The sequence below is a fragment of the Myceligenerans xiligouense genome, assembly GCF_003814695.1.
GTDB lineage: Bacteria > Actinomycetota > Actinomycetes > Actinomycetales > Cellulomonadaceae > Myceligenerans > Myceligenerans xiligouense.
Map to the genome: position 1 here is coordinate 4,687,787 of NZ_RKQZ01000001.1, position 24,068 is coordinate 4,711,854.

The 24,068-nt window shown below is 68.6% G+C and carries 23 protein-coding genes; 12 read left to right on the plus strand and 11 right to left on the minus strand.

The features are described from left to right. The first annotated feature begins 58 nt into the window (after window positions 1-58). Window positions 59-2,386: a fibronectin type III domain-containing protein gene (locus EDD34_RS20350; RefSeq protein WP_123816185.1), complete on the plus strand. Its 2,328-nt coding sequence runs from the start codon at window positions 59-61 to the stop codon at window positions 2,384-2,386. 174 nt (window positions 2,387-2,560) lie between these two features. On the opposite strand, the gene EDD34_RS20355 is transcribed toward EDD34_RS20350, so the two are convergent. From EDD34_RS20355 to EDD34_RS20975, 4 genes are all read right to left on the minus strand, one after another. After that, window positions 2,561-3,775 (minus strand): cation:proton antiporter, encoded by a 1,215-nt coding sequence (locus tag EDD34_RS20355; protein ID WP_246012598.1) that lies wholly within the window; start codon window positions 3,773-3,775, stop codon window positions 2,561-2,563. Window positions 3,776-3,790: 15 nt separating this feature from the next. Further along, on the minus strand, window positions 3,791-4,276 hold the full coding sequence (locus EDD34_RS20360; protein ID WP_170177139.1) for a cation:proton antiporter regulatory subunit: 486 nt from the start codon (window positions 4,274-4,276) through the stop codon (window positions 3,791-3,793). A gap of 64 nt (window positions 4,277-4,340) precedes the next feature. After that, window positions 4,341-4,988 (minus strand): response regulator, encoded by a 648-nt coding sequence (locus tag EDD34_RS20970; protein WP_211341649.1) that lies wholly within the window; start codon window positions 4,986-4,988, stop codon window positions 4,341-4,343. After that, entirely contained in the window at window positions 4,985-5,968 is a 984-nt protein-coding gene (locus EDD34_RS20975; RefSeq protein WP_211341650.1) for a HAMP domain-containing sensor histidine kinase, read from the minus strand. The genes EDD34_RS20970 and EDD34_RS20975 overlap by 4 nt, the downstream gene beginning before the upstream one ends. Before the next feature lie 284 nt (window positions 5,969-6,252). Here EDD34_RS20975 and EDD34_RS20370 point away from each other — a divergent pair, with 284 nt between their 5' ends. From EDD34_RS20370 to EDD34_RS20405, 8 genes are all read left to right on the plus strand, one after another. Next, on the plus strand, window positions 6,253-9,258 hold the full coding sequence (locus tag EDD34_RS20370; protein WP_123816188.1) for a Na+/H+ antiporter subunit A: 3,006 nt from the start codon (window positions 6,253-6,255) through the stop codon (window positions 9,256-9,258). Beyond that, the gene (locus tag EDD34_RS20375; RefSeq protein ID WP_123816189.1) at window positions 9,255-9,785 is read left to right on the plus strand and encodes a Na(+)/H(+) antiporter subunit C; all 531 of its coding nucleotides are present in this window, start codon (window positions 9,255-9,257) and stop codon (window positions 9,783-9,785) included. Before EDD34_RS20370 ends, EDD34_RS20375 begins: the two co-directional genes overlap by 4 nt. Then, on the plus strand, window positions 9,782-11,443 hold the full coding sequence (locus EDD34_RS20380; RefSeq protein ID WP_123816190.1) for a proton-conducting transporter transmembrane domain-containing protein: 1,662 nt from the start codon (window positions 9,782-9,784) through the stop codon (window positions 11,441-11,443). Before EDD34_RS20375 ends, EDD34_RS20380 begins: the two co-directional genes overlap by 4 nt. Further along, window positions 11,440-12,048: a Na+/H+ antiporter subunit E gene (locus tag EDD34_RS20385; protein WP_246012599.1), complete on the plus strand. Its 609-nt coding sequence runs from the start codon at window positions 11,440-11,442 to the stop codon at window positions 12,046-12,048. The genes EDD34_RS20380 and EDD34_RS20385 overlap by 4 nt, the downstream gene beginning before the upstream one ends. After that, the gene (locus EDD34_RS20390; RefSeq protein ID WP_246012600.1) at window positions 12,048-12,404 is read left to right on the plus strand and encodes an MrpF/PhaF family protein; all 357 of its coding nucleotides are present in this window, start codon (window positions 12,048-12,050) and stop codon (window positions 12,402-12,404) included. The genes EDD34_RS20385 and EDD34_RS20390 overlap by 1 nt, the downstream gene beginning before the upstream one ends. Further along, entirely contained in the window at window positions 12,401-12,748 is a 348-nt protein-coding gene (gene mnhG, locus EDD34_RS20395; protein ID WP_123816191.1) for a monovalent cation/H(+) antiporter subunit G, read from the plus strand. The genes EDD34_RS20390 and mnhG overlap by 4 nt, the downstream gene beginning before the upstream one ends. Before the next feature lie 357 nt (window positions 12,749-13,105). Then, window positions 13,106-13,459, plus strand: a complete 354-nt coding sequence (locus EDD34_RS20400; protein WP_170177140.1) for an ArsR/SmtB family transcription factor — start codon at window positions 13,106-13,108, stop codon at window positions 13,457-13,459. Between the two features lie 75 nt (window positions 13,460-13,534). Beyond that, a complete protein-coding gene (locus EDD34_RS20405; protein ID WP_246012601.1) occupies window positions 13,535-14,494 on the plus strand; it encodes an arsenate-mycothiol transferase ArsC in 960 nt (319 codons plus the stop codon). Window positions 14,495-14,502: 8 nt separating this feature from the next. Here the strand turns inward: EDD34_RS20405 and EDD34_RS20410 are convergent, their stop codons facing one another. The 5 genes from EDD34_RS20410 to EDD34_RS20430 all read right to left on the minus strand — a co-directional run bounded on the left by EDD34_RS20410 (window position 14,503) and on the right by EDD34_RS20430 (window position 19,154). After that, window positions 14,503-15,273 (minus strand): winged helix-turn-helix transcriptional regulator, encoded by a 771-nt coding sequence (locus EDD34_RS20410; RefSeq protein WP_123816193.1) that lies wholly within the window; start codon window positions 15,271-15,273, stop codon window positions 14,503-14,505. A 12-nt stretch (window positions 15,274-15,285) separates the two neighbouring features. Next, window positions 15,286-16,209, minus strand: a complete 924-nt coding sequence (gene pstB, locus EDD34_RS20415; RefSeq protein ID WP_123816194.1) for a phosphate ABC transporter ATP-binding protein PstB — start codon at window positions 16,207-16,209, stop codon at window positions 15,286-15,288. 28 nt (window positions 16,210-16,237) lie between these two features. Continuing rightward, complete coding sequence (pstA, locus tag EDD34_RS20420) at window positions 16,238-17,161, minus strand: phosphate ABC transporter permease PstA (RefSeq protein ID WP_123816195.1); 924 nt, start codon at window positions 17,159-17,161, stop codon at window positions 16,238-16,240. Further along, complete coding sequence (gene pstC, locus EDD34_RS20425) at window positions 17,158-18,114, minus strand: phosphate ABC transporter permease subunit PstC (protein ID WP_123816196.1); 957 nt, start codon at window positions 18,112-18,114, stop codon at window positions 17,158-17,160. The genes pstA and pstC overlap by 4 nt, the downstream gene beginning before the upstream one ends. 71 nt (window positions 18,115-18,185) lie before the next feature. Further along, on the minus strand, window positions 18,186-19,154 hold the full coding sequence (locus EDD34_RS20430; RefSeq protein WP_211341651.1) for a PstS family phosphate ABC transporter substrate-binding protein: 969 nt from the start codon (window positions 19,152-19,154) through the stop codon (window positions 18,186-18,188). A 1,135-nt stretch (window positions 19,155-20,289) separates the two neighbouring features. On the opposite strand from EDD34_RS20430, the gene EDD34_RS20435 reads away from it, so the two are divergent. The 3 genes from EDD34_RS20435 to EDD34_RS20445 are packed head-to-tail and all read left to right on the plus strand — an operon-like array spanning window position 20,290 to window position 22,407. Then, window positions 20,290-21,084, plus strand: a complete 795-nt coding sequence (locus tag EDD34_RS20435; protein WP_170177141.1) for a TIGR04255 family protein — start codon at window positions 20,290-20,292, stop codon at window positions 21,082-21,084. After that, entirely contained in the window at window positions 21,074-21,733 is a 660-nt protein-coding gene (locus EDD34_RS20440; RefSeq protein ID WP_123816198.1) for a transcriptional regulator, read from the plus strand. Before EDD34_RS20435 ends, EDD34_RS20440 begins: the two co-directional genes overlap by 11 nt. Beyond that, on the plus strand, window positions 21,730-22,407 hold the full coding sequence (locus EDD34_RS20445) for a hypothetical protein (protein WP_123816199.1): 678 nt from the start codon (window positions 21,730-21,732) through the stop codon (window positions 22,405-22,407). The genes EDD34_RS20440 and EDD34_RS20445 overlap by 4 nt, the downstream gene beginning before the upstream one ends. Here the strand turns inward: EDD34_RS20445 and EDD34_RS20450 are convergent. Further along, window positions 22,404-23,072: a bifunctional 4-hydroxy-2-oxoglutarate aldolase/2-dehydro-3-deoxy-phosphogluconate aldolase gene (locus tag EDD34_RS20450; protein WP_123816200.1), complete on the minus strand. Its 669-nt coding sequence runs from the start codon at window positions 23,070-23,072 to the stop codon at window positions 22,404-22,406. The two genes, EDD34_RS20445 and EDD34_RS20450, sit on opposite strands and share 4 nt — an antisense overlap. Then, complete coding sequence (locus tag EDD34_RS20455; protein WP_123816201.1) at window positions 23,069-23,914, minus strand: GntR family transcriptional regulator; 846 nt, start codon at window positions 23,912-23,914, stop codon at window positions 23,069-23,071. Before EDD34_RS20455 ends, EDD34_RS20450 begins: the two co-directional genes overlap by 4 nt. Between the last annotated feature and the right edge of the window lie 154 nt (window positions 23,915-24,068).

Consider the following 24,068-nt stretch of genomic DNA (forward strand, 5'->3'; position numbering starts at 1 on the left):
CCTCGCGTCGGCTCATCGACGAACGGCGCCGTGACGGACCGAAAGGCCAACCACCCCCATGTTTCCGTACCTCTTCGCGCGCCCGCGCGGCCAGGCGACGCAGTGGGCCGCCGGCGTCGCGGTCACGGCACTCGTCGGCACCACCCTCGTCACCGGCGGTGAGCCCGCCGCCGCGGCGATGACCACGGTCGAACTGCCCTCCACCGTTCTCGCCACCGCGGACGAGCTACCCGGCGGAACCATCACTCGCGTCGAGCTGACCGACAGCTTGATCGTGCTGGAGGTCGCCGACGACGGGCTCTCCCCCCAGGTGTGGACCCGCGACCGGAACGGCACCGATCCCGCATGGCATCAGGTCGACGGCATGGAAGGGCTCCGCGCTGCGGAGGGAGACCTGGTGCGCGGTTCGCTGGCCGGAGTCGGCGACGCGGTCGTGCGCGTGCCGGACGGCGCTCACCGCGTCATCCCGGACGAGTACCAGGTGGACCGGGGTGGGCGGCACGTGAGTTCCCTCGACGGAACGTCGGTCACGATCCAGGACGCGATCTCGGGCAGCTCGGTCGCGGCAGTCCCGCTCGGCCACCGGCTGACCACGTCCTTCGGGGGGTATCGCGCCGCGGAATCGCTGATCGCCACCGTCGACACGAACGATCTCCGCCACGTCGACGTGCCCACGGGACGAGTCCTCGCGACCGAGGACACGCTGTGCGACGACTCCCACCCAGAAGGTGAGCCCGTCGGCTTCGACGGCCGCTTCACCCTCGTGCGCTGTTCGAGCGGTGAGTACTCCCTGCACGACCGAGACGTCTACCGGCCCGCCCTCATCACCTATGGCTCGGGCGGGGACGTGAGTGACAGCTGGTCCCTCAACGACGGCGTGCTGATCGGTGTCTCGGACGACATCCACGAGCGGCCGGCCGTGATGAACCCGTGGACCGGCGTGATCGGCTACGCCTTGGGCGCGCCGACCTCGCCCGCGAGGTTCGACGGCCACGGCGATCTGGGCGTGTTCGCCTCCGGCGACGCGCTGTACGCCGTCGATCTGACACCGGTCATCTCGGACGTCCTCACCGTGGCACCGGACTCCGCCGCGCCGTCGGTCACCATGGGCGGCAGCACCTGGTCCGCCACGCGTGCCTACACGGTGACCTTCAAGTCGTCGGACGCGGACGCCACGCCCGACGACCAGTACCGGGCCTCCGGCGTCCGCCGAACGGAGGCCCGCCACCGGACCCGTCCGCGCGGCCACGACCGGTTCGGTGCGTGGAGCGCGCCCTTCGTCGTCGGGACCAGCCGTGACGCCACGGCTCCGGCCGGCTCCCGCACCTGCTGGCAAGCCCGCGCGAAGGACAACGCCGGCAACCTCGGGTCCTGGAGCGCCGAGCGATGCGTGCAGATCGACGGTGCCGCGCCGTCGATCACCTCGCGCGGCCTGCCCACGGCGATCAAGGCGACCGGGACGACGACGAAGGTGACGTTCCGGTGGTCCGCCGAGGACAAGGGCGGGATCGACCGCTACACGCTGCGGCACCGCGCCACGCCGCGCGGGCAGCGCACGGTCGCGTGGACCTACGCGTCCATGGGGAAGGACACCTCGTACACGAAGGGGCGGGCGAAGTCCCGGACCGTCTGCTTCCAGGTGAAGGCTCGTGACCTGGCGGGGAACGTATCCGCCTGGTCCAAGCTCCGGTGCACCTACGTGGACGGGATCAAGCCCAAGGTGTCGAAGGCCACGATGAAGCGGTGGATGCCCACCTGGTCGGACTGGAAGTCCGGCCTCGTCCAGTGGCATCCGACGTTCAGCTACGCCGGGAAGGACGACAAGGGCGTGTACCGGTACCAGCGGCAGACCAAGGCGTCGTTCGAGTCGGCGGGCCTGAGCTCGACGTCGACCAGCGGCTGGCTGACGAGCACCTCGCGCCGGTTCACGCTCAACCCGGTCGACCAGGCATGTGCCCGCGTGCGGGTCAAGGACCGCGCGGGGAACGTCAGCGCCTGGTCGCCCTGGCGGTGTTCGAACGCACCGGCGGACTGGCGGTTCGGGGTGGAGCGGTCGAGCGCTCACGTCACGTACGCCAGGGAGGTCGGGATCCCCGTCGGCTACTCGGGTGAGCTCATGATCAACGGCACCCGTGGCGCCGCGCAGACCCGGACCGACAGGTCCTACCGCGTCCGCGCCGTCCGCCTGCACATGGCCACGGGCCCCACGATGGGCAAGGTTCACGTCTATGTCGGTTCCACGCGGCTGGGCACGGTGGACACACGCAGGTCGACCTGGGGCATGAAGAGCCTCACCGTGAGGAGCTCGAAGGAGCTCTCCGGCCGGGTCCGCCTGGTGGCGGCATCAGGAACGACGGCGACGAGCCACCTCTACGTGATCCGCTGACACCGATCGCCTGAACAGGGGACCTGCGGCGAAACGCTTCGCCGCAGGTCCCCTGTTCTGAACCCGAGTGAACCCGGACGAGGCCGCGATCGGGCCGGACGAGGCCGGACGAGGCCCGACGAGGCCGCGATCCGGTGGAATCTCGCGCGACACGATCGCGATGAACCGCGACGGTCAGGTCCGCACCGGTGGACGTGCCAGGCCTGGTTCCTGGAGCGGCGGAGGCTTCGGCCCGCTGCCGCGGAGGCGCTTGCGGCGGCCGCTGGTGATCGGAGCGGCCAGGCGTGGCGCGAGGGGCCCGATCGCCGCGAGGATCAGCACGTAGGCGGCGGCCAGGGCACCCAGTTCCGGATCGAGCCCGGCCGAGACCCCGAGTCCGGCGATGACGATGGAGAACTCTCCACGCGGCAGGAGCAGCAGCCCGGCACGCAGTCGGCCGCTGAAGGCCGACCCGGTACTGCGGGCCGCCCACCAGCCGGTGGCGAACTTCGTGCCGATCGTCACCACCGCCAGGACGGCCGCGACGGTGAGGACGGGTGGGAGCGACTGCGGGTCGGTCTGCAGTCCGAAGTTGACGAAGAAGAAGGCCGCGAACAGGTTCTTCAGGGGCTGCAGGATGCGTTCGGCCTGGTGGGATACCTCGCCTGAGAGGGCGATACCGACGAAGAACGCTCCCACCGCGGCCGAGACGTGCACCTGCTCGGCGAGTCCGGCGACGACGAGGATGACGCCCAGGACCTTCAGCATCAGGATCTCGTCGCTGGGCGAGGCGAGAAACCGCGAGAGCGCGCTGCCTCCGCGGGAGGCGACCAGGAACGCGGCCCCGACGGCGAGCAGGGCCAGTGCGAGGCCCCAGGCGGCCTGCGCGAACGCGAGGCCCGCGAGGACGGTGGTGACGATCGGCAGGTAGATCGCCATGACGAGGTCCTCGGCCACGAGCAGCGAGAGGACGGTCGGGGTCTCGCGGTTACCGAGCCAGCCCAGGTCGGTCAGGACCTTGGCGATGATGCCCGAGGACGAGATGTAGGTCACGCCGCCGAACACGACCGCGGCCAGAGGCCCCCAGCCGAGCAGCAGGGCGCACACCACGCCCGGGGTGGCGTTGAGGACCAGGTCGACGACCGCGCCCCTCCAGGAGGTGCGCATGGTGCCGACCAGTTCGCGCGGTGTGTACTCGAGGCCGATCGTGAACAGGAGCAGGACGATGCCGATCTCCGCCCCGATGGCGAGGAAGTCGGCGATCTCCCCGAGGTCGTGGATGCCACCGATCCCGAAGGCCAGCCCCGCGAGCAGGTAGAGCGGGATGGCGGAGATCCCCACCTTGCCGGCGAACGCACCCAGGACGCCCAGGCTCAGGATCACCAGGCCGAGCTGCAGGAAGACTTCCACGAGGTGGTGCAATGGCTACTCGAGCCCGCGCAGGATACGGCCGGCCTTGCCGACGGCTTCCTCCGTACCGATGGTCACGAGGCGGTCGCCGACGTGCAGGACCGTTGACGGAGAGGGGCCGGTCTCCACGCCCGAGTCCCGGATCACGGCGACGACCGAGGCGCCCGTGCGGGTGCGGGTGCGGGTGTCGCCGAGGGGCCGGTCGGCGTAAGGGCTGGTGGCGTCGACCAGGAGCTGACGCGAGACCAGGTTGTCGATCTCGCGGTGCAGGCGGCTGAGCTTCTCCACGACACGGCCGCCACCGAGCAGTTCACCCACGGACGCCGACTCGTCGGAGTCCAGCGTGATGCAATCGAGAGCGGTATCGGAGTCGTCGGGGTCGTAGAGGATGAAGTCGCGCCGGCCCTCGCGGTGGGCGACGATGCCGAGACGCACCCCCCGCTTGGTCTCGAACTCGAACCGGACACCGATCCCGGGCAACTCGGTGCGCTCCACGTCCACGGTCTTTCCCTTCGTCTGGAGGTACGCCGACGGTATCCCATGCACGCCGGGCGACAGCGGGCATTCACGGTTCCACGAGCCCGGCTCGGATCGCGTACCGGGTCATCTCGGTCCGGTCCCGCATCCCGAGCTTGGTCAGGATGTTGGCGCGGTGTCGCTCCACCGTCTTGTGGCTGATCACCAGCTCAGCGGCGATCTGCCGTGACGTGCGGCCCTCGGCGATCAGCTTGATCACCTCCTCCTCACGTGGCGTGAGCACGGCATGAGGTGCGCTGTCGCCGCGGCGCATCCGTTCGAGGAAATCTCCCACGAGCGTGCTGGTGACCCCGGCGTACAGGAACGGTTCGCCGCGCATGGCGGCGTGGCATGCCTCGACCAGGTCCTCGTCCGCCGCCGACTTGAGCACGTAGCCGCTGGCGCCCGCCTTGAGCGCGGCGAAGAAGTACTGCTCGTTGTCATGCATGGACAGGATGAGCGTGCGCACCCCGGGGAGCCGCCGGGAGATCTCCCGGGCTGCCTGCAGGCCGGTCAGCCGGGGCATCGAGACGTCGAGCACGACGAGGTCAGGGTGCATCGAGCGCGAGAGCTCGACGGCGGCGGCGCCGTCGGCCGCCTCCGCGACGACCTCGAGGTCGGGTTCCGACTCCAGGATCCGGCGGACACCACTGCGGACGAGGGTGTGATCGTCGGCGAGGAGGATGCGCACCGTCACGGCTCGGCCCTCCGCGGCAGGGGAAGGCTGAGCCGCACTTCCGTACCCGACCGGCGCCCACGCTCCCCGTGGGAGCGTACGTCCAGCTCGCCGCCGATCATCTGGGCGCGCTCCAGCATCCCCTGGATCCCGGCCCCCATCGCACCGGGGGGAATCCCCACGCCGTCGTCCACGACGCGGAGGACGAGGCCGGCGTCCGACAGGGCGAGGCTGAGGTCGACGGTCCCGGCACGCGCGTGACGCACCACATTCGTCAGGGCCTCCTGCGCGACACGGTAGATCACGAGCTCGGTCTCGGAGGACAGCTCGGGAACCGCGGAGGGCAGGCTCCGCCGGACGACCGGCCCGTTGCGCGCCGACGTCGCGCGGGCCAGGCCTGCCAGTGCGCTGACCAGCCCGAGCTCCGTCAGATCGCCGGGCCGCAGGCGCTCGGAGATTCGGCGTACCTCTTCCAGGCTCGTACGGGTCGTGCCCCGCAGTTCGTCCAGTTCGGCTCGCGATCGCTCGGGAGCGGTGTCCATGAGATGCCGAAGCCCGAGGAGAACCGCGGTCAGACTCTGCCCCACCTCGTCGTGCAGCTCCTGAGCGATGCGCTGCCGTTCCGCCTCCTGCGCCTGCAGCGCGCGAGCGGTACTCGTCGAGCGTTCCACCTCCAGCCGCTCCAGCATCGCGTTGAACCCGCGCACCAGCGGACGCGCCGGGCCGGATTCCTCCTCGTCCAGGCGCAGGCCAGGATGCCGCAGATCGATCTGGCCCGTCACGGCGGTCAACCGGTCCAGCGGACGCAGCACCGTCCGCAGCAAAGCACCGTTCACCAGCACGATCACGGTCAGGCCCAGCAGGAGGACAACCAACTCGGACAACAGCGGCCGCGCCGAAACCGTCGCCGGTGACAGCGCGAGGACAAGCGTTCCCAGGAGAAACACCGCACCATTGATCAGACAGACACGCCAGAACAACGGCATCGACAGGCGGGGCATGCTGTTCAGCCTCCCAGACCATCGCTCGTGAGAAATGAGGGACAGACCCCATTGTCCGCCGCCATCCAGGCCGGAAACCATGGTGCATGGACCTGGGAGCACTTCTGGTCGCCGGCCTGCTCGTCCTCGTGGCACTGGCCACGCGGTACGTCATGGCGCGCGCAGGACTGGGAGACCGGCCCCGTGACGCGCGGTGCCGCGCGCGGCGCCGGCCGCGACAGACATCCCGCCTCGCTCGGCCGGTACCGGCGACCGATTCTCGACCCTGACAGGACGGAGCGGACGTGCTTGCAGTACTTCTCGCGCATGCGCTCGTCGCCCTGGCGGCGCCCGCCCTCGTCGCCCGCCTCGGGCGACGGGCGTTCTGGGTACTCGCCCTGGCCCCCGCGACGGCGGCCGCGTACGCCCTTTACCAGACAGGCGACATCCTGGCCGGGCGCGCCCCGGCCGAGCACCTGCCCTGGATACCCGCGCTGGGCATCGCCGTCGACCTCCGGCTCGACACACTGTCCTGGATGATGCTCCTGGTGGTCGGCTCGGTCGGCACCCTGGTACTGCTCTACTGCAGCTCCTACTTCGCCCGCGACGCGCACGGGCTCGGCCGGTTCGGCGGCTTCCTGGTGGCGTTCGCCGGCTCCATGGCGGGTCTGGTCGTCGCCGACGACATGCTCGTGCTGCTCGTGTTCTGGGAGCTCACCGCGGTGTTCTCCTACCTGCTGATCGGCCACTACATGGACCGCACCTCATCACGGCGCGCGGCCATGCAGGCGATGATCGTGACCACGGCCGGCGGCCTGGCGATGCTGGTCGGCGTCGTGGTGCTCGGGGTGACCGCCGGAACCTGGAGCGTCTCGGCGATCGTCGCCGCACCGCCGTCCGGACCCGCCGTGACCATCGCGGTCCTGTGCCTCCTCGCCGGCGCGGCCACCAAGTCCGCCCTCGTCCCGACGCACTTCTGGCTGCCCGCCGCAATGGCAGCTCCCACCCCGGTGTCGGCCTATCTGCACGCCGCGGCCATGGTGAAGGCGGGCGTCTACCTGGTGGCGCGGTTCGCGCCCGCCTTCTCCGACCTCGTGGCGTGGCGCGCCGTCGTCCTGGCACTCGGGGGCACCACGCTCCTGCTCGGCGGGTACCGCGCGTTGCGCCAGCACGACCTGAAGCTGATCCTCGCGTTCGGTACGGTCTCCCAGCTCGGACTCCTCACGCTGCTCCTCGGTTACGGAACACGGGCCGCCGCTCTCGCCGGCCTGGCCCTCCTGGGTGCACACGCCATGTTCAAAGCCAGTCTGTTCCTGGTCGTGGGCATCGTCGACGCGGCGACCGGCACCCGTGACCTGCGCCGGCTCGCCGGCGTCGGTCGCAGGCTCCCTCTCACGGCACTGGCCGCAGCGCTCGCGACAGCCTCGATGATCGGGCTGCCACCCTTCGCCGGCTATGTCGCCAAGGAGGCCGCACTGGAGGCCTGGACCCATGGCGGCGGCACCCTCGCCATGGTCACGACCGGTGTCGTCGCCGTGGGGTCGGCGCTCACCGTGGCGTACGGGCTCCGCTTCCTCTGGGGTGCCTTCAAGCCCCGGCTCTCCTCCCCACCCGGCCCGCCCGGCCCAGACACCGCCACGGCCGGCCGGCACGACATCGTGCCGGTCCCCGCACACCCGCAGCCGTTCTGGATGGTGGCCCCGCCCTTCCTCCTGGCCGTCCTCGGCCTCGTCGTCGCCCTCGCGCCCGGGATCGGCGAGCGACTCCTCGCACCGTACGCGGACACCTACCCCACCGGCGAACCCGGGCACCTCACCCTCTGGGGCGGCCTGACACCAGCGCTCGCGGTCACCGCCGCGGTCCTGCTCGCCGGCGCTCTCGCGTTCCTGTACCGCGATCGGGTCGAGCGGCTCCAGGACTCCCTCTGGTCTCCGGTCGGTGCCGACGTCGTCTACCGGCGACTCACGCGAAGGCTCGAGCGGCTGGCGGGTGCCGTGACCGCCGGCACGCAGCGCGGATCCCTGCCCTTCTACCTGGGCGTGATCCTCGTCGCCCTGGTCGTCGGCCCCGGGCTCGGCCTTGCCTGGGGCCTTGCCGACCGGCCCGGCGACACCGCGTTCCCGGCGGTATCGCGCGCCGACGGTGGCGAGATCCTGCAACTCGGCCCCTTCACCGTGGTGCCGTGGGACCGTCCGGCACAGCTCGCCGTCGTGCTGGTCGTCGCGGTGGCTGCCGTCCTCACCGCCAACGCGCGACGCCGGCTGAAGGCCGTGATTCTCGTGGGGGTGGCAGGATACGGCAACGCCGCTCTGTTCGTGCTGCACGGAGCCCCGGACCTCGCCCTGACTCAGGTGCTGGCCGAGACGCTGATCCTGATCGTGATGATCCTGGTCCTGCGCCGCCTGCCGCCCTACTTCTCGGACCGGCCGCTGGCCGCGAGCCGGTGGGTGCGGCTGGCCATCGGTGTGGCCACGGGCCTCGTCGTCATGATGCTCGTGGCGGTCGCGCCGCTCGCACGAAGGCACCTGCCGGTGTCGGTGGACTTCCCCGAGGAGGCCGAGACCTTCGGAGGCGGGCACAACGTCGTCAATGTCACGCTCGTCGACATCCGTGCCTGGGACACGGTGGGTGAGATCTCGGTGCTCCTCGTGGCAGCGACCGGGGTCGCTTCGCTCGTGTTCCTGCGCCAGAGCAGGAGCGACGCCCTACGCCTCGACCGTGCCGCCGCACTGCAGGCCGTCGAACGGCCTCCGCGCACCGGCGCTCAGCCGGAACAACGGCGGGAGTGGCTGCTGACCGGCCCCACGCTCGAACCGGGCCAACGGTCGGTGCTGTTCGAGGTGCTCACCAGGATCATGTTCCACCCCATGATCCTGTTCGCCTTGTTCCTGCTGTTCAGTGGACACAACGCGCCGGGCGGGGGTTTCGCGGCGGGTCTGGTGACAGGCCTTGCCCTGACCATCCGCTACCTCGCCGGGGGACGCTTCGAGCTCGGAGCAGCCGCACCCGTACATCCGGGCCTCGTGCTCGGCACCGGCCTGTTCCTCTCGGCCGGTGTAGGCCTCGCCGCACTGCTGGCCGGCCAGGCGGCGCTCGAGAGCACGATCGTGGACCTGCATCTGCCGGTGCTGGGTGACGTGCACCTGGTCACCAGCCTGTTCTTCGACATCGGGGTGTTCCTCCTCGTCGTCGGTCTGGTCATCGACATCCTGCGCAGCTTCGGCGCGGAACTGGACCGCCAGGCCGAGACCGGCTCACGGTCTCCCGAACCCAGCGAACGTACCGCCACCACCGGGGGTGATCCCGTATGACGGTCCTCGACACCGTGCCTTCGGCCGCTCTGCTCCTCGCCGTCGGAGTGCTGTTCGCGACGGGCGTCTACCTGCTGCTGGAACGATCGCTCACCCGTGTCCTGCTCGGCTTCATGCTCCTGGGAAACGGCGTCAACCTCGCGATCCTCGTCGCCGGCGGCCGCGCCGGAGCGCCGCCGATCACCGGCCCGGACACCGGGACGGAGCCGATGAGCGACCCGCTGGCCCAGGCCATGATCCTGACCGCGATCGTGATCACGCTTGCTCTCGTCGCGTTCGTGCTGGCCATGGCGTATCGCTCCTGGCAACTGCATGGGCACGACGAGGTCCAGGACGACCTGGAGGATACCCGCATCGCACAGCTCGCCGAGCGGGACGCGCCGTCGTACGCCGACAGCGACGCGCTCGAGTCCCGCGTCACGCTGGACGAGGAGGCGGCCACCGTCCGGGACGAGGTCGCGCTCCCGGACCCCGGCCCGCGACGGCGGCCCATCTCTCCCACCGACGGTGGAGGTGGCGACACGTGAATCCGTGGTCGGTGCAGACGCTCGTCCCCCTGCCCGTACTGGTCCCGTTGTTCGCGGCCGGGCTTGCCCTGGCGCTCCACAGGTACGAGCGCGCGCAACGGATCATCTCCGTGACCGCGCTGTCGGTCGTGGTGGCCGCCGCGGCGGGCCTCCTGGTCGCCGCCCGCGACGCACCGGTCGTGATCGACGTCGGCGGGTGGGCCGCACCCGTCGGGGTCAACCTGGTGGCCGACCCTCTCGCCGCACTCATGCTGCTGGTGAGCGGCGTCGTCCTGCTCTGCGTGCTGCTGTACTCGATGGCACAGGGCATCGCCGACGGTGGCGGCCGGGCAGCGCCCGCCGTCCAGGACTCGGAGGCCATCCGCCGGATCCTGGAGGCACAGGATCCCGACGCCGACGAGGCCCGGCGCCGTGGCGTTCTCCCCGTCGCGATCTTCCATCCGACGTACCTCATCCTGGCGGCCGGGGTCGCGGACGCCTTCCTCGCTGGCGACCTGTTCAACCTGTTCGTCGGGTTCGAGATCCTGCTCGCCGCCTCCTACGTCCTGCTCACACTCGGCGGAACCGTCGAGCGAATCCGTGCCGGCAGCGTCTACGTGGTCGTCGCACTGCTCAGCTCGATCATTTTCCTCCTGGCTGTCGGCCTGACCTACGCGGCAACGGGCACCGTGAACATGGCTCAGCTCGCGGAGCGCCTGCCCGACGTCGAACCCGGTATCCGGCTGGGCATCCAGGCACTGCTCCTGCTCGCCTTCGGGATCAAGGCGGCCATCTTCCCGCTGTCCGCCTGGCTCCCCGACTCCTACCCGACGGCACCCGCGCCGGTGACCGCCGTGTTCGCGGGGCTGCTCACGAAGGTCGGCGTCTACGCGATCCTCCGCACCCAGACGCTCCTCTTCCCGAGGAACGAGGTGGTCGAGGTGGTCCTGCTCGTCCTGGCGCTCGCCACGATGCTGGTCGGCATCCTCGGCGCGGTCGCACAGGACGACGTGAAACGACTGCTGTCCTTCACCCTGGTGAGCCACATCGGCTACATGATCTTCGGGGTGGCGCTCGCCACCGCTGCCAGCACCGCGGCGGCCATCTTCTACGTCGTCCACCACATCACGGTCCAGACGGCGCTGTTCCTCGTCGTCGGCCTCGTGGAACGCCGGACCGGGACGACATCGCTCGAACGACTCGGAGGGCTGGCAGCGCTCGCCCCCGGACTGGCCGTCCTGTTCTTCGTTCCCACGATGAATCTTGCCGGCGTCCCGCCGCTCTCCGGCTTCCTGGGCAAGGTGGGCCTGCTGGAGGCGGGTGTGCTGGACGGCTCGGCCCTGGCCTGGGTCCTGGTCACCGGGTCGGTGGTCACGTCGCTGCTGACCCTGTACGCGGTGATCCGGGCCTGGAACAAGGCATTCTGGCAACCGGCTCCCGAGGACTTCCGTCCGCCCGACGAGACCCGCCTGCCCTGGGGCATGATCGGACCGACGGCGGCGCTGGTCGGCATCGGCGTGGCGCTGACCGTGGTGGCCGGGCCTCTCTACGACTACGCCGAGCACGCCGCGAACGTGGTCATGGGCGACGCGGTCTACGTCGACGCGGTGTTCCCCGACGGCGCACCCCGTGGCACCGGCGAGTCGGACGACGTCACGTCCGAGGAGGGAGGCCCGTGAAACTGACGGAACCCACCGAGACGCCGCGGCGACGTCACGGCCGGCTTGCCACCCTCACGCCCACGGTGGTTCTGGGAGTGCTGTTCTGGGTGCTGCTGTGGGGTGACCTGTCCTGGGCGAACGTGCTGTCCGGCGCGGCTCTCGGCGCGCTCGTGGCCCTGGCGTTCCCGCTGCCACCTCTGCGGCAGGCCACGACCGTACGGCCGGGTCCGCTGCTCCGCCTGCTTGGCCGGTTCGCGACCGACCTCGTGCTCGCCTCGTTCCAGGTGGCCTGGACCGCGGTGCGGCCCGGCCCGATGCCACGCGGCGGGCTGGTCCCCGTACCACTGCGCACGACGTCGGACCTCTTCGTCGCCACGACGGCGGGTTTGTCGTCCCTGGTCCCCGGGACACTCGTCGTGGACCTCGACACGGCGGGCCCGATCCTGCACGTCCACGTCCTGGACCTCGCCGGGTCGGGAGGTCCCGAGGCCGTGCGGGACGCCACACTGGCCCTGGAGGAACGGCTGCTCCGGGCATTCGCCTCCCAGGCGGAGCTGGCCCGCACAGGGCTGGCCGATCCGGCCGCACGCCCAGATGACCAGGACCACGAGGAGGAACGCTGATGATGGTCGCCGTCGGGGTGGGAGCTACGGTCCTGCTCGCCGTGGGAGCCGTACTCGCGGTCGTCAGGATGGAAAGAGGCCCTTCCATGCTGGACCGCACGATCGCGTTCGACGTCGTGACGACCGCGCTCGTCGGCGCCGTCGCGGTCGAGGCCGCGCTGTCCCGCCGCGTCGAGTCGGTTCCGATCCTCGTGGTGCTGTCCATGGTGGGGTTCATCGGTTCGGTGACGATCGCCCGGTTCGCCGCCGAGGAGCCGCCGAGGTCTCATGCCTCCGGCCAGGGCACGGACTCGTCGGCCGACCCGGCCGACAAGGCGCCCGACCGCGGGAACAGCTCCCGGAAGGGGGAACCATGATGGGCGTGTGGGATCTTGCCGCAGCGATCTGCCTACTCCTGGGCGCATTCTTCTCGTTCTCCGCCGGCGTCGGCGTCCTCCGGTTCGACAACTTGTTCTCCCGGATGCACGTCGTGGCCAAGCCACAGGTACTCGGTCTGCTGCTGCTCCTGACCGCGCTCGGACTGCGGCTGCAGGACCGCACGTCCGTCGCCCTGCTCGTTCTCGTCGCCGTGTTCCAGCTGATGACCTCGCCCGTGGCCGCCCACATGGTCGGCCGGGCCGGAGTACGCACCGGCCACACCGCGCCGTCGTCCGTACGCACCGCCGACGACCCGTCGCCCGAGACCGACGCCGAACGCTGAGAGACCCGGGCCGCTGTACGGGTGAGCGACATGTGACGCGCCGTGAGAACGACCGGATGGGGTGTCTCCACAAGCTGGGTTCTGACGCGGTTGCAGCTTGTATCGACTCCTGCCAATATAGAAGCGTGTCGATGCAATGGGAGTCCTGGCGATGCCGGACCCGCCGAGCTCGGCCGACGCCGCAGCGACGGGGGAGAAGATCCAGGCCGTCGACGTGTGCGCTCGGGCGGCAACCAGAATCACCAGGCACACGCCGGGATACGTGGCTGATCTCACAGGTCAGGCCACCGGGCGTCGACGCGGCGACCCAGTCGGACGACACATAGATCACGATGGATCACGCGCTATTCTCTGCGGGTGAGCAACCCCGCCATCCGGGCCACGCCCTCTGGAACGCCACCGGCGCGAGACACGCAGCCGGCGCTCCGGTCCGCCCTGAGCCGGGAACAGGCCGAGGGCACTGCGGCGCTGCTCCGCGTGGTCTCGGACCCGACACGGCTGCAGATCCTCTCGCTCATCCACCACAGCGAGGAAGGCCGCGCCCGTGTCGCCGACCTGACGCGCGCCCTGGGGCTGCGCCAGCCCACCGTGTCCCATCACCTGAAGGTGATGAACGAGGCCAGTGTGCTTTCACGGGACCCGGTGGGGCGCGAGGTCTGGTATGCCATCGTGCCGGACCGCCTGGACGCGATCGCCGACCTGCTGCGATGACGACACGGCGGCGAGCCTGGTGACGACGGGCCGCCCGAGAGACGAAGCGATGACGCTCACGACCAAGGAGGGTGTGTGACCGACCTCGACCTGCTGGCGGCGCAAACCGTGGTGATGGCCGACCCCGACCGCCTGCGGCTGCTCGCCCTCGTGCTCACCGACCCATCCGGGCAGCCGACGGCGGCGCACCTCGCCGGCCCCCGCGGCCCTGTGGAGGTCGTCGTCGACCACCTCGAGGCAATGGCCGACGTCTGGCTGCTGGCGCGGGTTGGTGACCCGAACGCGCCCGGCTACCGCCCTACTCCCGACGCGATCATGCGTTTCGGCGGAGCGGCGATCGGCACACCGCCACTCGAGGGCGCCGTCACCATGGACTCGGGTGACCACACGCCGCTGCTCGACCGGATCGCCGATGAGCTCACGGATCGGTTCGCCGACGTCTTCGGTCGCGAGACCGTGGAACGGTTCGTCACGGAGAGCTACTCGCTCCTGGCCTCGCGTGCCTCGGTGCAGCAGTTCCTGCCGGCGCTCACAGCCCGGTTCTCGGCCGACCGCCTGGCCGCCCTCGCCACGCCTCTCACTGTTGACGCACCCTGGCACGGCCAGCCCTTCTCGGCAGACTTCGCCGCCGAGCTCGACGTGCTGTTCGTCTGCGCGCAAAATGCCGGACGGTCGCAGATCGCCGGCGCCGTCCTGCGCTCCCTGGCCGGGAATCGGGTCCGGGTCCGCACCGCCGGTACGGTGCCGTCCGGTCCGCTGGATCCGGGCGTGCGGGCGGAGCTCGACCGGCGTGGCCTGGGAGGACTCGCCGAACTGCCGCGGCCGCTGACGGACGAGGTGGTGCGTGCGTCAAGAGTGGTCGTGACCATGGGCTGCGGCGATGCCTGCCCGGTGCTACCCGGTCGACGCTATCTGGACTGGCCCCTCGACGACCCTGCCGGGAGACCCCCTGCCGAGGTACGCCGCATCACGGACGACATCACGGAGCGCGTCCGCAAGCTGCTCGACGAGATCTCGGCAGCGCAAATCTCATAGATGTTTGTCTATGATTTTGCCGAAGGTTCGACCGCCCGGGCGATCACGGCGGAGTCCAGCCGGTACCCCACGCCGCGCACGGTGTGCACGGCCCTCCCGACCTCGTACAGCTCGAGCTTGCGGCGTAGCCGAGAGACCGCAGCGACCAGTACCGACTCCGGGTCGGCTGAATCCGGAGCGAGCGTGCGCCGGAGGCTGTCGTGCGGCACCACGTGGTCGGCCCGCGCGGCGAGCTCGTGCAGAAGGGCGAACTCGAGCGTGCTCAGGTCGAGACCGTGCCCATGCAGGTGAACGTCGAACGCGGAGGGGTCGACGAGGAGCGGACCTACTCGCACCACCGGCGGAGGCGGGGGTACCGGCCGGACCTCGTGGAGCGCCGCCACCACCGCCTCGGCTGCATAGGGCCGGGTCAGCAGTGGCCGCGCCCCCGCGAGTATCGCCGGGCCGATCGAGTCGGCCTCTCCAGCGCCGTGGGCCACGACGACAGGGATGTCCAGCTCGTCACGTGCCGCGGCGACGACCATCACAAGCAGTTCTGTGCCGAGGCCGGCGGAGAGCACGAGCATGTCCACGTCGCCCGCGCCCAGGCGGGTAAGGGCCCGGAGCACGTCGGTGTAGAGGTGCAGGACCACGCCCCGCTCTCGGAGCCGGGACACGAGCGCACCCTCACCGTCGAGGCCAGGATCGACCAGCACGACGGTGTCGTCGGCGAGCCCGCGCCGTTCCTGGAAACGGTACGGCCCGGCATCGGGCCCGTGCTCCTGCATGATGGCGGCCATGCGTCGTCCTCGTCAGCCGAACCGGCCCGAGATGTAGTCCTCCGTGCGCCGGTCGGACGGGCTCTCGAAGATCTTCGTGGTCTTGTCGAACTCGACCAGCGCGCCGGTCCGGTCACCGGTCTCGCTCTTCTGCTGCACGCTGAAGAAGGCAGTGCGGTCCGAGACGCGGGCCGCCTGCTGCATGTTGTGCGTCACGATGACGATCGTGTAGCGGTTGCGCAGCTCGGCCATCAGCTCCTCGATCTTCAGCGTGGCGATCGGGTCGAGGGCCGAGCAGGGCTCGTCCATGAGGACGACGTCCGGGGTGGTCGCGATAGCGCGGGCGATACACAGGCGTTGCTGCTGTCCTCCCGACAGGCCGTTGGCGTTCTGCTTGAGCTTGTCCTTGACCTCGTCCCAGAGTGCCGCACCCGTGAGCGCGCTCTCCACGAGGTCGTCCATGCTGTCGACCTTCATGCCCGTCACTCGCGGGCCGTAGGCGACGTTGTCGTAGATCGACTTGGGGAAGGGGTTCGGCTTCTGGAACACCATGCCGATCCGGCGGCGCACCTCGATGGGGTCGACCCGCTCACCGTAGATGTCGTGGCCGTGGTAGCTCACCGTGCCCTCGACCCGTGCGGTCGGGATCAGGTCGTTCATCCGGTTCAGGCACCGCAGCACGGTCGACTTGCCGCACCCTGACGGGCCGATCAGCGCGGTGATCTCGTTCTTGCCGAACGACAGATCGACGTCGGTCACGGCGTGGAAGTTCCCGTAGTACACGTTGAGCTTGTCGGTGACGAACACCGGGTCCGGCGGAACGTCCGCCTTGCCCTCGTCCCGAGCGGCGTGGTGCGTCTCGGACGCCGCACTGTGGCGTCCTGGCCGGCCGATATGGGGCTGGGCCGTCCGGGCCAGGCCCGATTCGGTCTGGTCGGTCTCGGTCTGGTCGGTCATGGGAGGCAACCTCTTTCGGGGGTCCGGGTCACGATTCGGGCGAGAACCGCGCCCGGAGCCAGATGGCGACGGAGTTCATCAGGAGCAGCAGCACGACCAGGACGAGACAGCCGGCGGCGGCGAGGACACGGAACTCTTCCTGCGGACGGACGACCCACTGGAAGATCTGGACCGGGATGGCCGTGTACGCGCCGTCGAACGGTCCGTTCGGGAGGAACTGGACGAAGGTCGTCGCCCCGACCAGGAGCAGCGGGGCCGTCTCGCCGATCGCCCGAGACATCGCCAGGATGGTGCCGGTCAGGATCCCGGGCACCGAGGTGGGGAGCACCTGGTGCCACACGGTCTGCCACTTCGTGGCGCCCAGCCCGATAGATGCCTGCCGCAACGTGCTGGGCACCGCCCGGATCGCCTCACGTGACGCGATGATGACAGTAGGCAGCACCAGCATCGTGAGCGTGAGCGAACCCGCGAACGCCACCGGGCCAAGCGCCAGAGGCGATCGCACGACGAAGGCCAGTCCCAGGATGCCGAAGACGATCGAGGGCACCGCGGCGAGGTTCTGGATGACGACCTCGATGGCGCGGTTCCACCACCTGTCGTTGTTCGCGTACTCCTCCAGGTACAGTGCCGCGCTCACACCCAGAGGGACCACGGTGACCAGGACACCGACCATGATCCACACCGTGCCGACGATCGCGGGGAGGAAGCCGGCCGTGTCGAGGTTGATGCTGGACGGCATCTGCGTGAACAGGTTCAGGTCCAGCCGCGGCCATCCGCGCCAGGTGACGTAGGCCAGCAACGTTCCCAGCATGACGATGCCCACCACGATGCACAGCAGCAGCACCGCCCGGAACATCTCGCCCGCGACGTCGGCCCCTCGCCTCTCCAGGCGGATCGAGGTGTCCTGCACCGCCTGGACCGCGGTCCGGGTGCGTACTGACTGGCGGCTCATTCGTAGACCTCTCGGAACTTGCGGACCAGGGCGATGCTGATCAGGTTGACGATCAGGGTGATCACGAACAGCAGCGCGCCCACGGCGAAGATCGAGTAGTAGGTGATCGTGCCGTAGGCGATCTCGCCGGTGGACGTGCGGCCGATGAAGGCTGTCATGGTGAACGCGCCGTCGTTGGGCCAGATCGACAGGTTCGCCATGGCCCCGGCGGCCAGGAGCACCACGATCGTCTCGCCGATCGCGCGGGATAGTCCCAGCACGAAGGAGGCGACGATGCCGGACAGTGCGCCGGGGACCACCACGCGGGTCGCCACCTGCATCCGGGTGCTACCCAACCCGTAGGCTGCCTCGCGCAGGCCACGAGGGATGGCGGCCATCGCGTCCTGCGACACGGAGGCGACGGTGGGGATGATCATGATGCCGAGCACCAGCCCGGCCGCCAGGATGAACTGCGTGCCCGGCTCCTCGCCGAGCCTTCCCGGCATCCAGGTCCACCAGTTGTCCTTCAGCAGCGGGGCGACGAAGGCCACCGCGAAGAAGCCGTACACGACGGTGGGGATCCCCTCCAGGACCTCCAGCAGCGGCTTGAGCACCTGGCGCGCCCGGTGGCTCGCGTACTCGTTCATGTAGATCGCGGCGCCCAGCCCGGCGGGCAGGGCGATGATGCACGAGTAGAGCACCGCCGCGCCGGTGCCGGCCAGGAGGCGCAGCACCCCGAACTCGGGATCGGCCTGGGTCGGTGTCCACCGGGCGGTGGAGAAGAACTCGGTGACCGAGACGAACCTGAAGAACTCGGCCGCCGGCTCCAGGAGCGCGACGATGATCCCGACGGTGATCAGGACGGCGGCGAGCGCGGCCACGAACAGCCACGTCACGATCGCCTTCTCACCGATGCGCCTGCTCTGCGGCTCGAGCGACAGCCCGGCGGGGCGGTCGGCCGTTGAGGAAGCCATATCGAGTGGTTCCTGCCTTTCAGCGGATACGGCCTGAGGCGCACCCGCTGCGGGTGCGCCTCAGGCGCGCGTCACATGGTCAGCTCGGCCAGGGCGTCCGTTGCGGTCTGCTCCTGCTCCGGGTTCAGCGGGATGAACCCGGCCGTCGCCGCGATCTCCGCCTGGTTCTCGATGTAGAACTCGACGAAGGCCACGACCTCGGGCTTCTCCAGCCCGGCGTCCGAGGGGTAGATGTAGAGCTGGCGACCCAGCGGGTTGTAGGAACCGTCCATGACGGTCTCCTCCGACGGGGCCACGCACTCGCCGGCCTCGTTCTCGATCTCGATCGCCTTGATCGAGTCGCCCGCCTCGTTCACGAACGAGAGCGGGATGTAGCCCGTGGCGGCCGAGTCGCCGGCCACACCCTGGACCGCGGCGTTGTCGTCCTCGCCGATGTCGTTGTAGTCGGGCGTGATCGCGCCGTCCTCACCGTTGATCTCCTCGGTGAAGTAGCCGAACGTCCCGGAGTCGGTACCCGGGCCGTAGAGCGTGATCTCCTCGTCGGGGAAACCCTCGCGCACGTCGGCCCAGCTGGTGACCGGCTCGTCCGGGCGCCACATGGAGGAGACCTCGTCCACGGTCAGGCACTCGGCCCAGTCGTTCTCGGGGTTGACCGCCACGGCGAGCCCGTCGTTGGCGACACCGAGCTCGGCATAGGAGACACCGGCGTCGTCGCAGACCGCCGCCTCCTCCTCCTTGATCGTGCGGGACGCCTCGGAGATGTCCGTCTCCTTGTTACAGAACTTCTCGAAGCCGCCGCCGGTGCCGGACACACCGACGGAGACCTGGACGCCCGGGTTCTCGGCCATGAAGAGCTCAGCCGCGACCTCGGTCAGGGGGGCGACGGTCGACGAACCATCGATGACGACGGAGCCGGACAGCTCGTCGCCGGCGGTACCTTCGTCACCGGGAGTCTCGGTGCCGCCGCCGCAGGCGGCGAGGGGAAGCATGAGACCCGCGGCACCCGCGAGTGCCGCGGCGCGCTTGGGGAACTTGAACACGTGAGTGATCCCGTCTGCTGGGAGGCGGGGATGGTTCCCGCCCGTATGTCTGTGGACGGTATCGATAGAACGAGGTCTATATGAACCCGGGGTGAACTGCCCCCCACCGAAGCATGACCAATCGGTCACGATCTATGCATTAGTGCCTGGCTGCAGGCTCTTCACCGCACAGCGAGGGTAGCGCAACCCACAGGTACGGATCTATGCATCTCGTGTTCATCTTCTCTCGGGTCCCGAGCCGTCGCGGCGGGTTGGCGGCAACGCTTCCGATGGTCGCGTCGCAGACATGGCCGCCCGGGTGAACACGTCTTCGACCACCTCGACGACGGGGAGGCGGCACGACGAAATCGCGTAGACCGACCCTGCGACTTGCTTCAGGCCCGGCACGAAGAATCCCACCAGGCCGATTCGGTATCGTGCCTGGTGGGAGGTGGTGGAGCCAAGGGGACTCGAACCCCTAACCCCCTGCTTGCAAATCTCACCTGAGCGCCCTGACCTGCGGGTTTCCCGTGAAACGGCGTCCGTGCGCGTCCAGAGTGATCCGGCCGAATCTGCTGCGATAGGCACCCAGATAGGCACCCGGAGCCATGCGGGTCTTCGACCCGACCACGTGGCCGGCCTCGGTGTCCCTGTCCTCCGTCGTCCGTTGGCGCGGGGCTCGTCGAGGACGGCGGTTCTCGGTCGGGTGCAAGGTCTGGCCCTGACTGGTCGACGGTACGTGATGCAGGTACGGCGGGCCAGACCTTGCGGCCGGGCGAGGTTCGCTGTCAGCGTCGTGCGCCGGGACGACGGATGACGGAGGGCAGGGGCGCCGTCCCTCGATCCTCTTGACTCCAGCAGGTGCCCGCCGGAGGCATGACAACAGAAGAAGTGAAGGCGACCTCGGGTCTCGGGGTCGCCTTCGTCGTGTTTGGGTCCGGCCTGGCCGGAGGGGTGCGCGGAGGGGTGCGCGCAGGGCGCGAAGCGCCCGGAGCGCGGGCCCCCGCAGCGCGGGGCCCCGGAGGCAGGGGCCGGACCGCGCCGCAGGCGCCTTGAGCCAGTAAGGAAAGTCCTCACGAGACGGTCTGAGCAACGATGTGGACTCGCCTCGTTTATGGGGTACCCGTTTTGGTTACTGTCTGAGTATCATCGGACCATGGTCGATCCGAAGAGGTATGCGCAACCACCTCTAGTCTTGGTCCTCGCGGAAGTGCGGCACCCAGAGACACCGGCGTGGACAACGGCCCAAATAAAGGAGATGAAGAGGCTCCTTGATGACGTACTTCCTATACACGAGTCACTGGTGCGCAACGACGTCACCATCTCCGTTGTACCTGGCGCCGCGTCCCCGACCCAGAGCCGAGTGCGGTTCGAGAGCTTCCGATCGAGGGAGGGTCACACCGCCCTGACGGTCGGAGCCCGGTCCTACTCACTGGAGACGGGTGTGTACGACGGCTGGGACAATTTCCGAGCTCTCCTCAACCGAGTTACTACGGCGAGGGCTGAGGTCGGGTTGCCCGACGGGGTGAACCGCCTAGGCCTCCGGTACCTCAACGAGGTTCGCCTTCCTCAATCCGCCGGGGCCGTGCCAGACTGGGCGGAGTGGCTCAACTCCCAAGTCATTGCCCCTCTCCCAAACATTTTGGGGCTCGAGGTGAATCAACAGCAAGCGGTGGTGCAGTACACAACAGCCGAGGAGAACGACACCCTCACGCTCCGCTACGGTGCAGTCAACGGGCCTCCAGCCGTAAACGGCCCCATTCGCCGCGATACGCCGGGACCCGGCCACTACTTCTTACTTGACACAGATGCAGCGTGGACCCCCAGCGGAACGCCGGAGTTTCTTCCAAACACAATCTGTCAAGCAGCCGACAGGCTTCACAACAACGTCGAGCCACTGTTCGAATCAGTGCTGACGGACGGACTCAGGGAGGTTTTTGATGGTCGCTGACTTGAACATTCCCTCAATCGACACAACCGGCTCAGCCACACCTGTTGATCGTCCAGAATCTATTGAAATTGCGCGCACGACAAGCGCCCGCTTCGCATCCGACGTGTCGGTGTTGCGGGTCCAAGCAGGGTGGCTGGTGGACGACACTGATAGCGCCCAGCGGAAAGCCCTAATGGCTGATCTTGAGAGCCGCAAGGCTGAGCACCAGAAGCGCGCCTCCCGGGATCTGCTGAACGACTTGAGCGATGCTGGATTCGCGTGGCGAAGCATCGCTCACCTGACTGGGGTTTCCGTTCCGGCAGTGCGGAAGTGGCGATCCGGTGCCGGTGTTTCGCCAGCGAACCACGCATCGCTGGCGAAGGTCGTAGCACTGACCGAAATGCTCGAAACGCATGCCGGTGTGTTCGACGCAGCATCCTGGCTCGAATACCGGATAAAGGATGGCGTGTCTGTTACGCCGTTCGACATGCTTCTGGGCGGACGATATGACTTGGTCATGCTCCACGCCACGAATACATACGTAATGTCACCGGAAGCAATCCTGGACGAGTTCCGTGGGGACTGGCGGTCAAGCTGTGTTGACAATGCGTTTGAAACGTACGTGGATGCGGAAGGCGTGATGGCAATCCGGCCGAAGGGAAGTCGGTGAACGACGAAGAAACACTCGACACACCCGAGCCTCTCCGGGCGATCTACGAGGCGCTCGGCCGTGACGATGCCTCCGAGATGACGCACCGACCAGCATTTACGGGTGACGTGTATCAGCTGGATGATTCCCTGGTCTGCCTGGTTCAGCACCCTTGCGCTATGCGTCGTGGAACGGACCTCGTCGAGAAGGTCCTAGCGTGCCGCGTTTCGGATGGGCGCGCGAGCATGCCTAGCGATTGGGGGAGCGGAAGCTTCAAGAAGTCGTTTCTCCCCGAGCTCGTTGGCGGAGAGCATCGTTCAGTTAACTTCCCCGAACTCGAAGTGGTACCGCGAGAGATACTGACTCCTGGACGTCGGGTCGCCGTAATGAGCCAGTTGGGGGTAAATATCCTGGTCCAACGTTGGATCTACCACAATAGCCGCGTTGCGGTACGGACTATTACGATCAATCAACAAGTAGCGCCGGTCTTCGAAGAGGCGGATCTCACGATGGAGTGCGTCGACGACCTAGTTGACGGCGGCTGGGCGGCCGATACCGCCTATTCGCAAGTCAATACGTGGTTTCGGAATGAGGGGGGCGCGCTTCAGGCACAACTACATGACTCCCAGGCACGCAGTGGAGTGCGCAGGCAGATGCGGTCCATGGTTAAGCAAGCGTTGGAGGATAAAGACTAGGGCAGCGCGGTCCCGGAGTCCGACGCGACCACCGAGAGCCAATCCCGCGCAGCGATGCGCAGCGGAGCGAAATCGCCGCTGCGCAGGCTTTCGTGGGCCAAGTCCGAGCCGATCCCTAGAGCGACTGCGCCGGCGTCTAGCCATTCGCCAGCGTTGGCGCGGGTAATTGTTCCTGTGGGCATGATCCCGGCATCAGGTAAAGGCCCGCGGATTTGCCGCAGGAACTTCGGGGTGTGGGAGCTGGCCGGGAAAAGCTTGACCACCTGGGCTCCCGCCTGAGTCGCGGTGTCAATTTCGGTCGGTGTGAAGACGCCGGGCACGACGTCGATGTTGCGTTGGTGCGCGTACTCGATCACTGGGACGGACAGGCTGGGCGCGACAAGGAAGTCAGCCCCGGCCTCGAGTGCACGACGGGCGTCGTCGACGGTGCGGACTGTGCCAGCGCCGACGTGCGCGGCGCTGCCGATTCGGGCGGCGACTATGGAGACCACGGACAGGATTTCGGGCCCGGCGATCGGGAATTCGATGACACGGATTCCTTCGTCGACGAGTGTTTCGGCACCTGCTACGAGATGGTCCATGTTGGGTCCGCGAAGGATCGCGACGAGTCGTGTGTGGCGGATCGCCTCGACAGTGCTTGGCTGGGCCGGTTCCGTCGTGGTCACGCCTCGCCTCCGATGGCTGCGAGCATCTTTGTCGCCTGGCTCTGGAGGGGTTCGCTCGAAGTCGAGTTCTCGATAACCACATGGCGTGCCGCCGGGCGGTAGTCAAGGTCGATGGCGGCGATGTAGTCCTCCCAGCTGGCGAGCTTCCCGGAGTCGCGGGCGGCACCGCGCCGTTTGAGGTAGGTGCGCATCGTGTCGGCGTCGCACTGGACCCATACCAGGGTGAGGCCGACGCCGGCGGAACGGAGGCTGGTGCTGATGCGGTCGATCCAGGCGCTATCGCGGAACTCCCGAATGAAAGGCGCTGAGGCGATCACGCCCCGCCTGACGTCGGCGTTCTCCTGGATCGTGGAGAGCAGTGCCTCGTACTCGTGAGGGCGGACGTGCTCCAGGTACGTCTCGGACTCCCGGTCGTGCGGCGGCCGTCCGAGTTCTTCGAGGAGCCGCTCGACGACGGGCCGCGTGATGGTGTCCTTGTCGACGATGGCTGAGCCGGTCAGGCGAGACAGCACTCGGGCCAGCTCGGACTTGCCGGAACCCGCGTAACCGCCGATCAGGAACGTGTGCGGCCGGTCCGCCTCGCGGTTCACGGCCTGGGGCGTGATGCCGCTTCGGACGATGCGACGCGAGCGGGAGACGTTCTCGACGAGCCCTTCCTCTGCGAGCTGTTCCATCGCTTTGTTGATGGTCCACACGCTGACGCCCATCTGTTCGGCGAGTGCGCGGGTTGAGGGCAGGGCCTCGCCGTCGCGGAGCCTGCCCGCCTCGATGTCGTTTCTGAGGATGTGCTCGACGCGGTCGAGCTTCTTGCCGCCGACGTCGTCGGCTCGGTACTGGGACATGTGACCCACCTCACATCAGGGGCTCTCAACTGGCCAGTTTTTGGCCTAACAACTGGTCTGCCACCGATGATGCACCACCCGGAGCGGGCGGCCAAGCCGCGTCCATGGTTGCCAAACAGTTGACAGGTTGCACAAGTCTACTGTTAGTTTTTCT

What these genes read in the sequence shown, in the direction of transcription:
- EDD34_RS20350 (WP_123816185.1), top strand. Translation starts at nt 59, where the DNA reads ATGTTTCCGTACCTCTTCGCGCGCCCGCGCGGCCAGGCGACGCAGTGG.
- EDD34_RS20975 (WP_211341650.1), bottom strand. Translation starts at nt 5,968, where the DNA reads ATGCCCCGCCTGTCGATGCCGTTGTTCTGGCGTGTCTGTCTGATCAAT.
- EDD34_RS20375 (WP_123816189.1), top strand. Translation starts at nt 9,255, where the DNA reads ATGACGGTCCTCGACACCGTGCCTTCGGCCGCTCTGCTCCTCGCCGTC.
- EDD34_RS20390 (WP_246012600.1), top strand. Translation starts at nt 12,048, where the DNA reads ATGATGGTCGCCGTCGGGGTGGGAGCTACGGTCCTGCTCGCCGTGGGA.
- mnhG (WP_123816191.1), top strand. Translation starts at nt 12,401, where the DNA reads ATGATGGGCGTGTGGGATCTTGCCGCAGCGATCTGCCTACTCCTGGGC.
- EDD34_RS20410 (WP_123816193.1), bottom strand. Translation starts at nt 15,273, where the DNA reads ATGGCCGCCATCATGCAGGAGCACGGGCCCGATGCCGGGCCGTACCGT.
- pstB (WP_123816194.1), bottom strand. Translation starts at nt 16,209, where the DNA reads ATGACCGACCAGACCGAGACCGACCAGACCGAATCGGGCCTGGCCCGG.
- pstA (WP_123816195.1), bottom strand. Translation starts at nt 17,161, where the DNA reads ATGAGCCGCCAGTCAGTACGCACCCGGACCGCGGTCCAGGCGGTGCAG.
- pstC (WP_123816196.1), bottom strand. Translation starts at nt 18,114, where the DNA reads ATGGCTTCCTCAACGGCCGACCGCCCCGCCGGGCTGTCGCTCGAGCCG.
- EDD34_RS20435 (WP_170177141.1), top strand. Translation starts at nt 20,290, where the DNA reads ATGGTCGATCCGAAGAGGTATGCGCAACCACCTCTAGTCTTGGTCCTC.
- EDD34_RS20440 (WP_123816198.1), top strand. Translation starts at nt 21,074, where the DNA reads ATGGTCGCTGACTTGAACATTCCCTCAATCGACACAACCGGCTCAGCC.
- EDD34_RS20455 (WP_123816201.1), bottom strand. Translation starts at nt 23,914, where the DNA reads ATGTCCCAGTACCGAGCCGACGACGTCGGCGGCAAGAAGCTCGACCGC.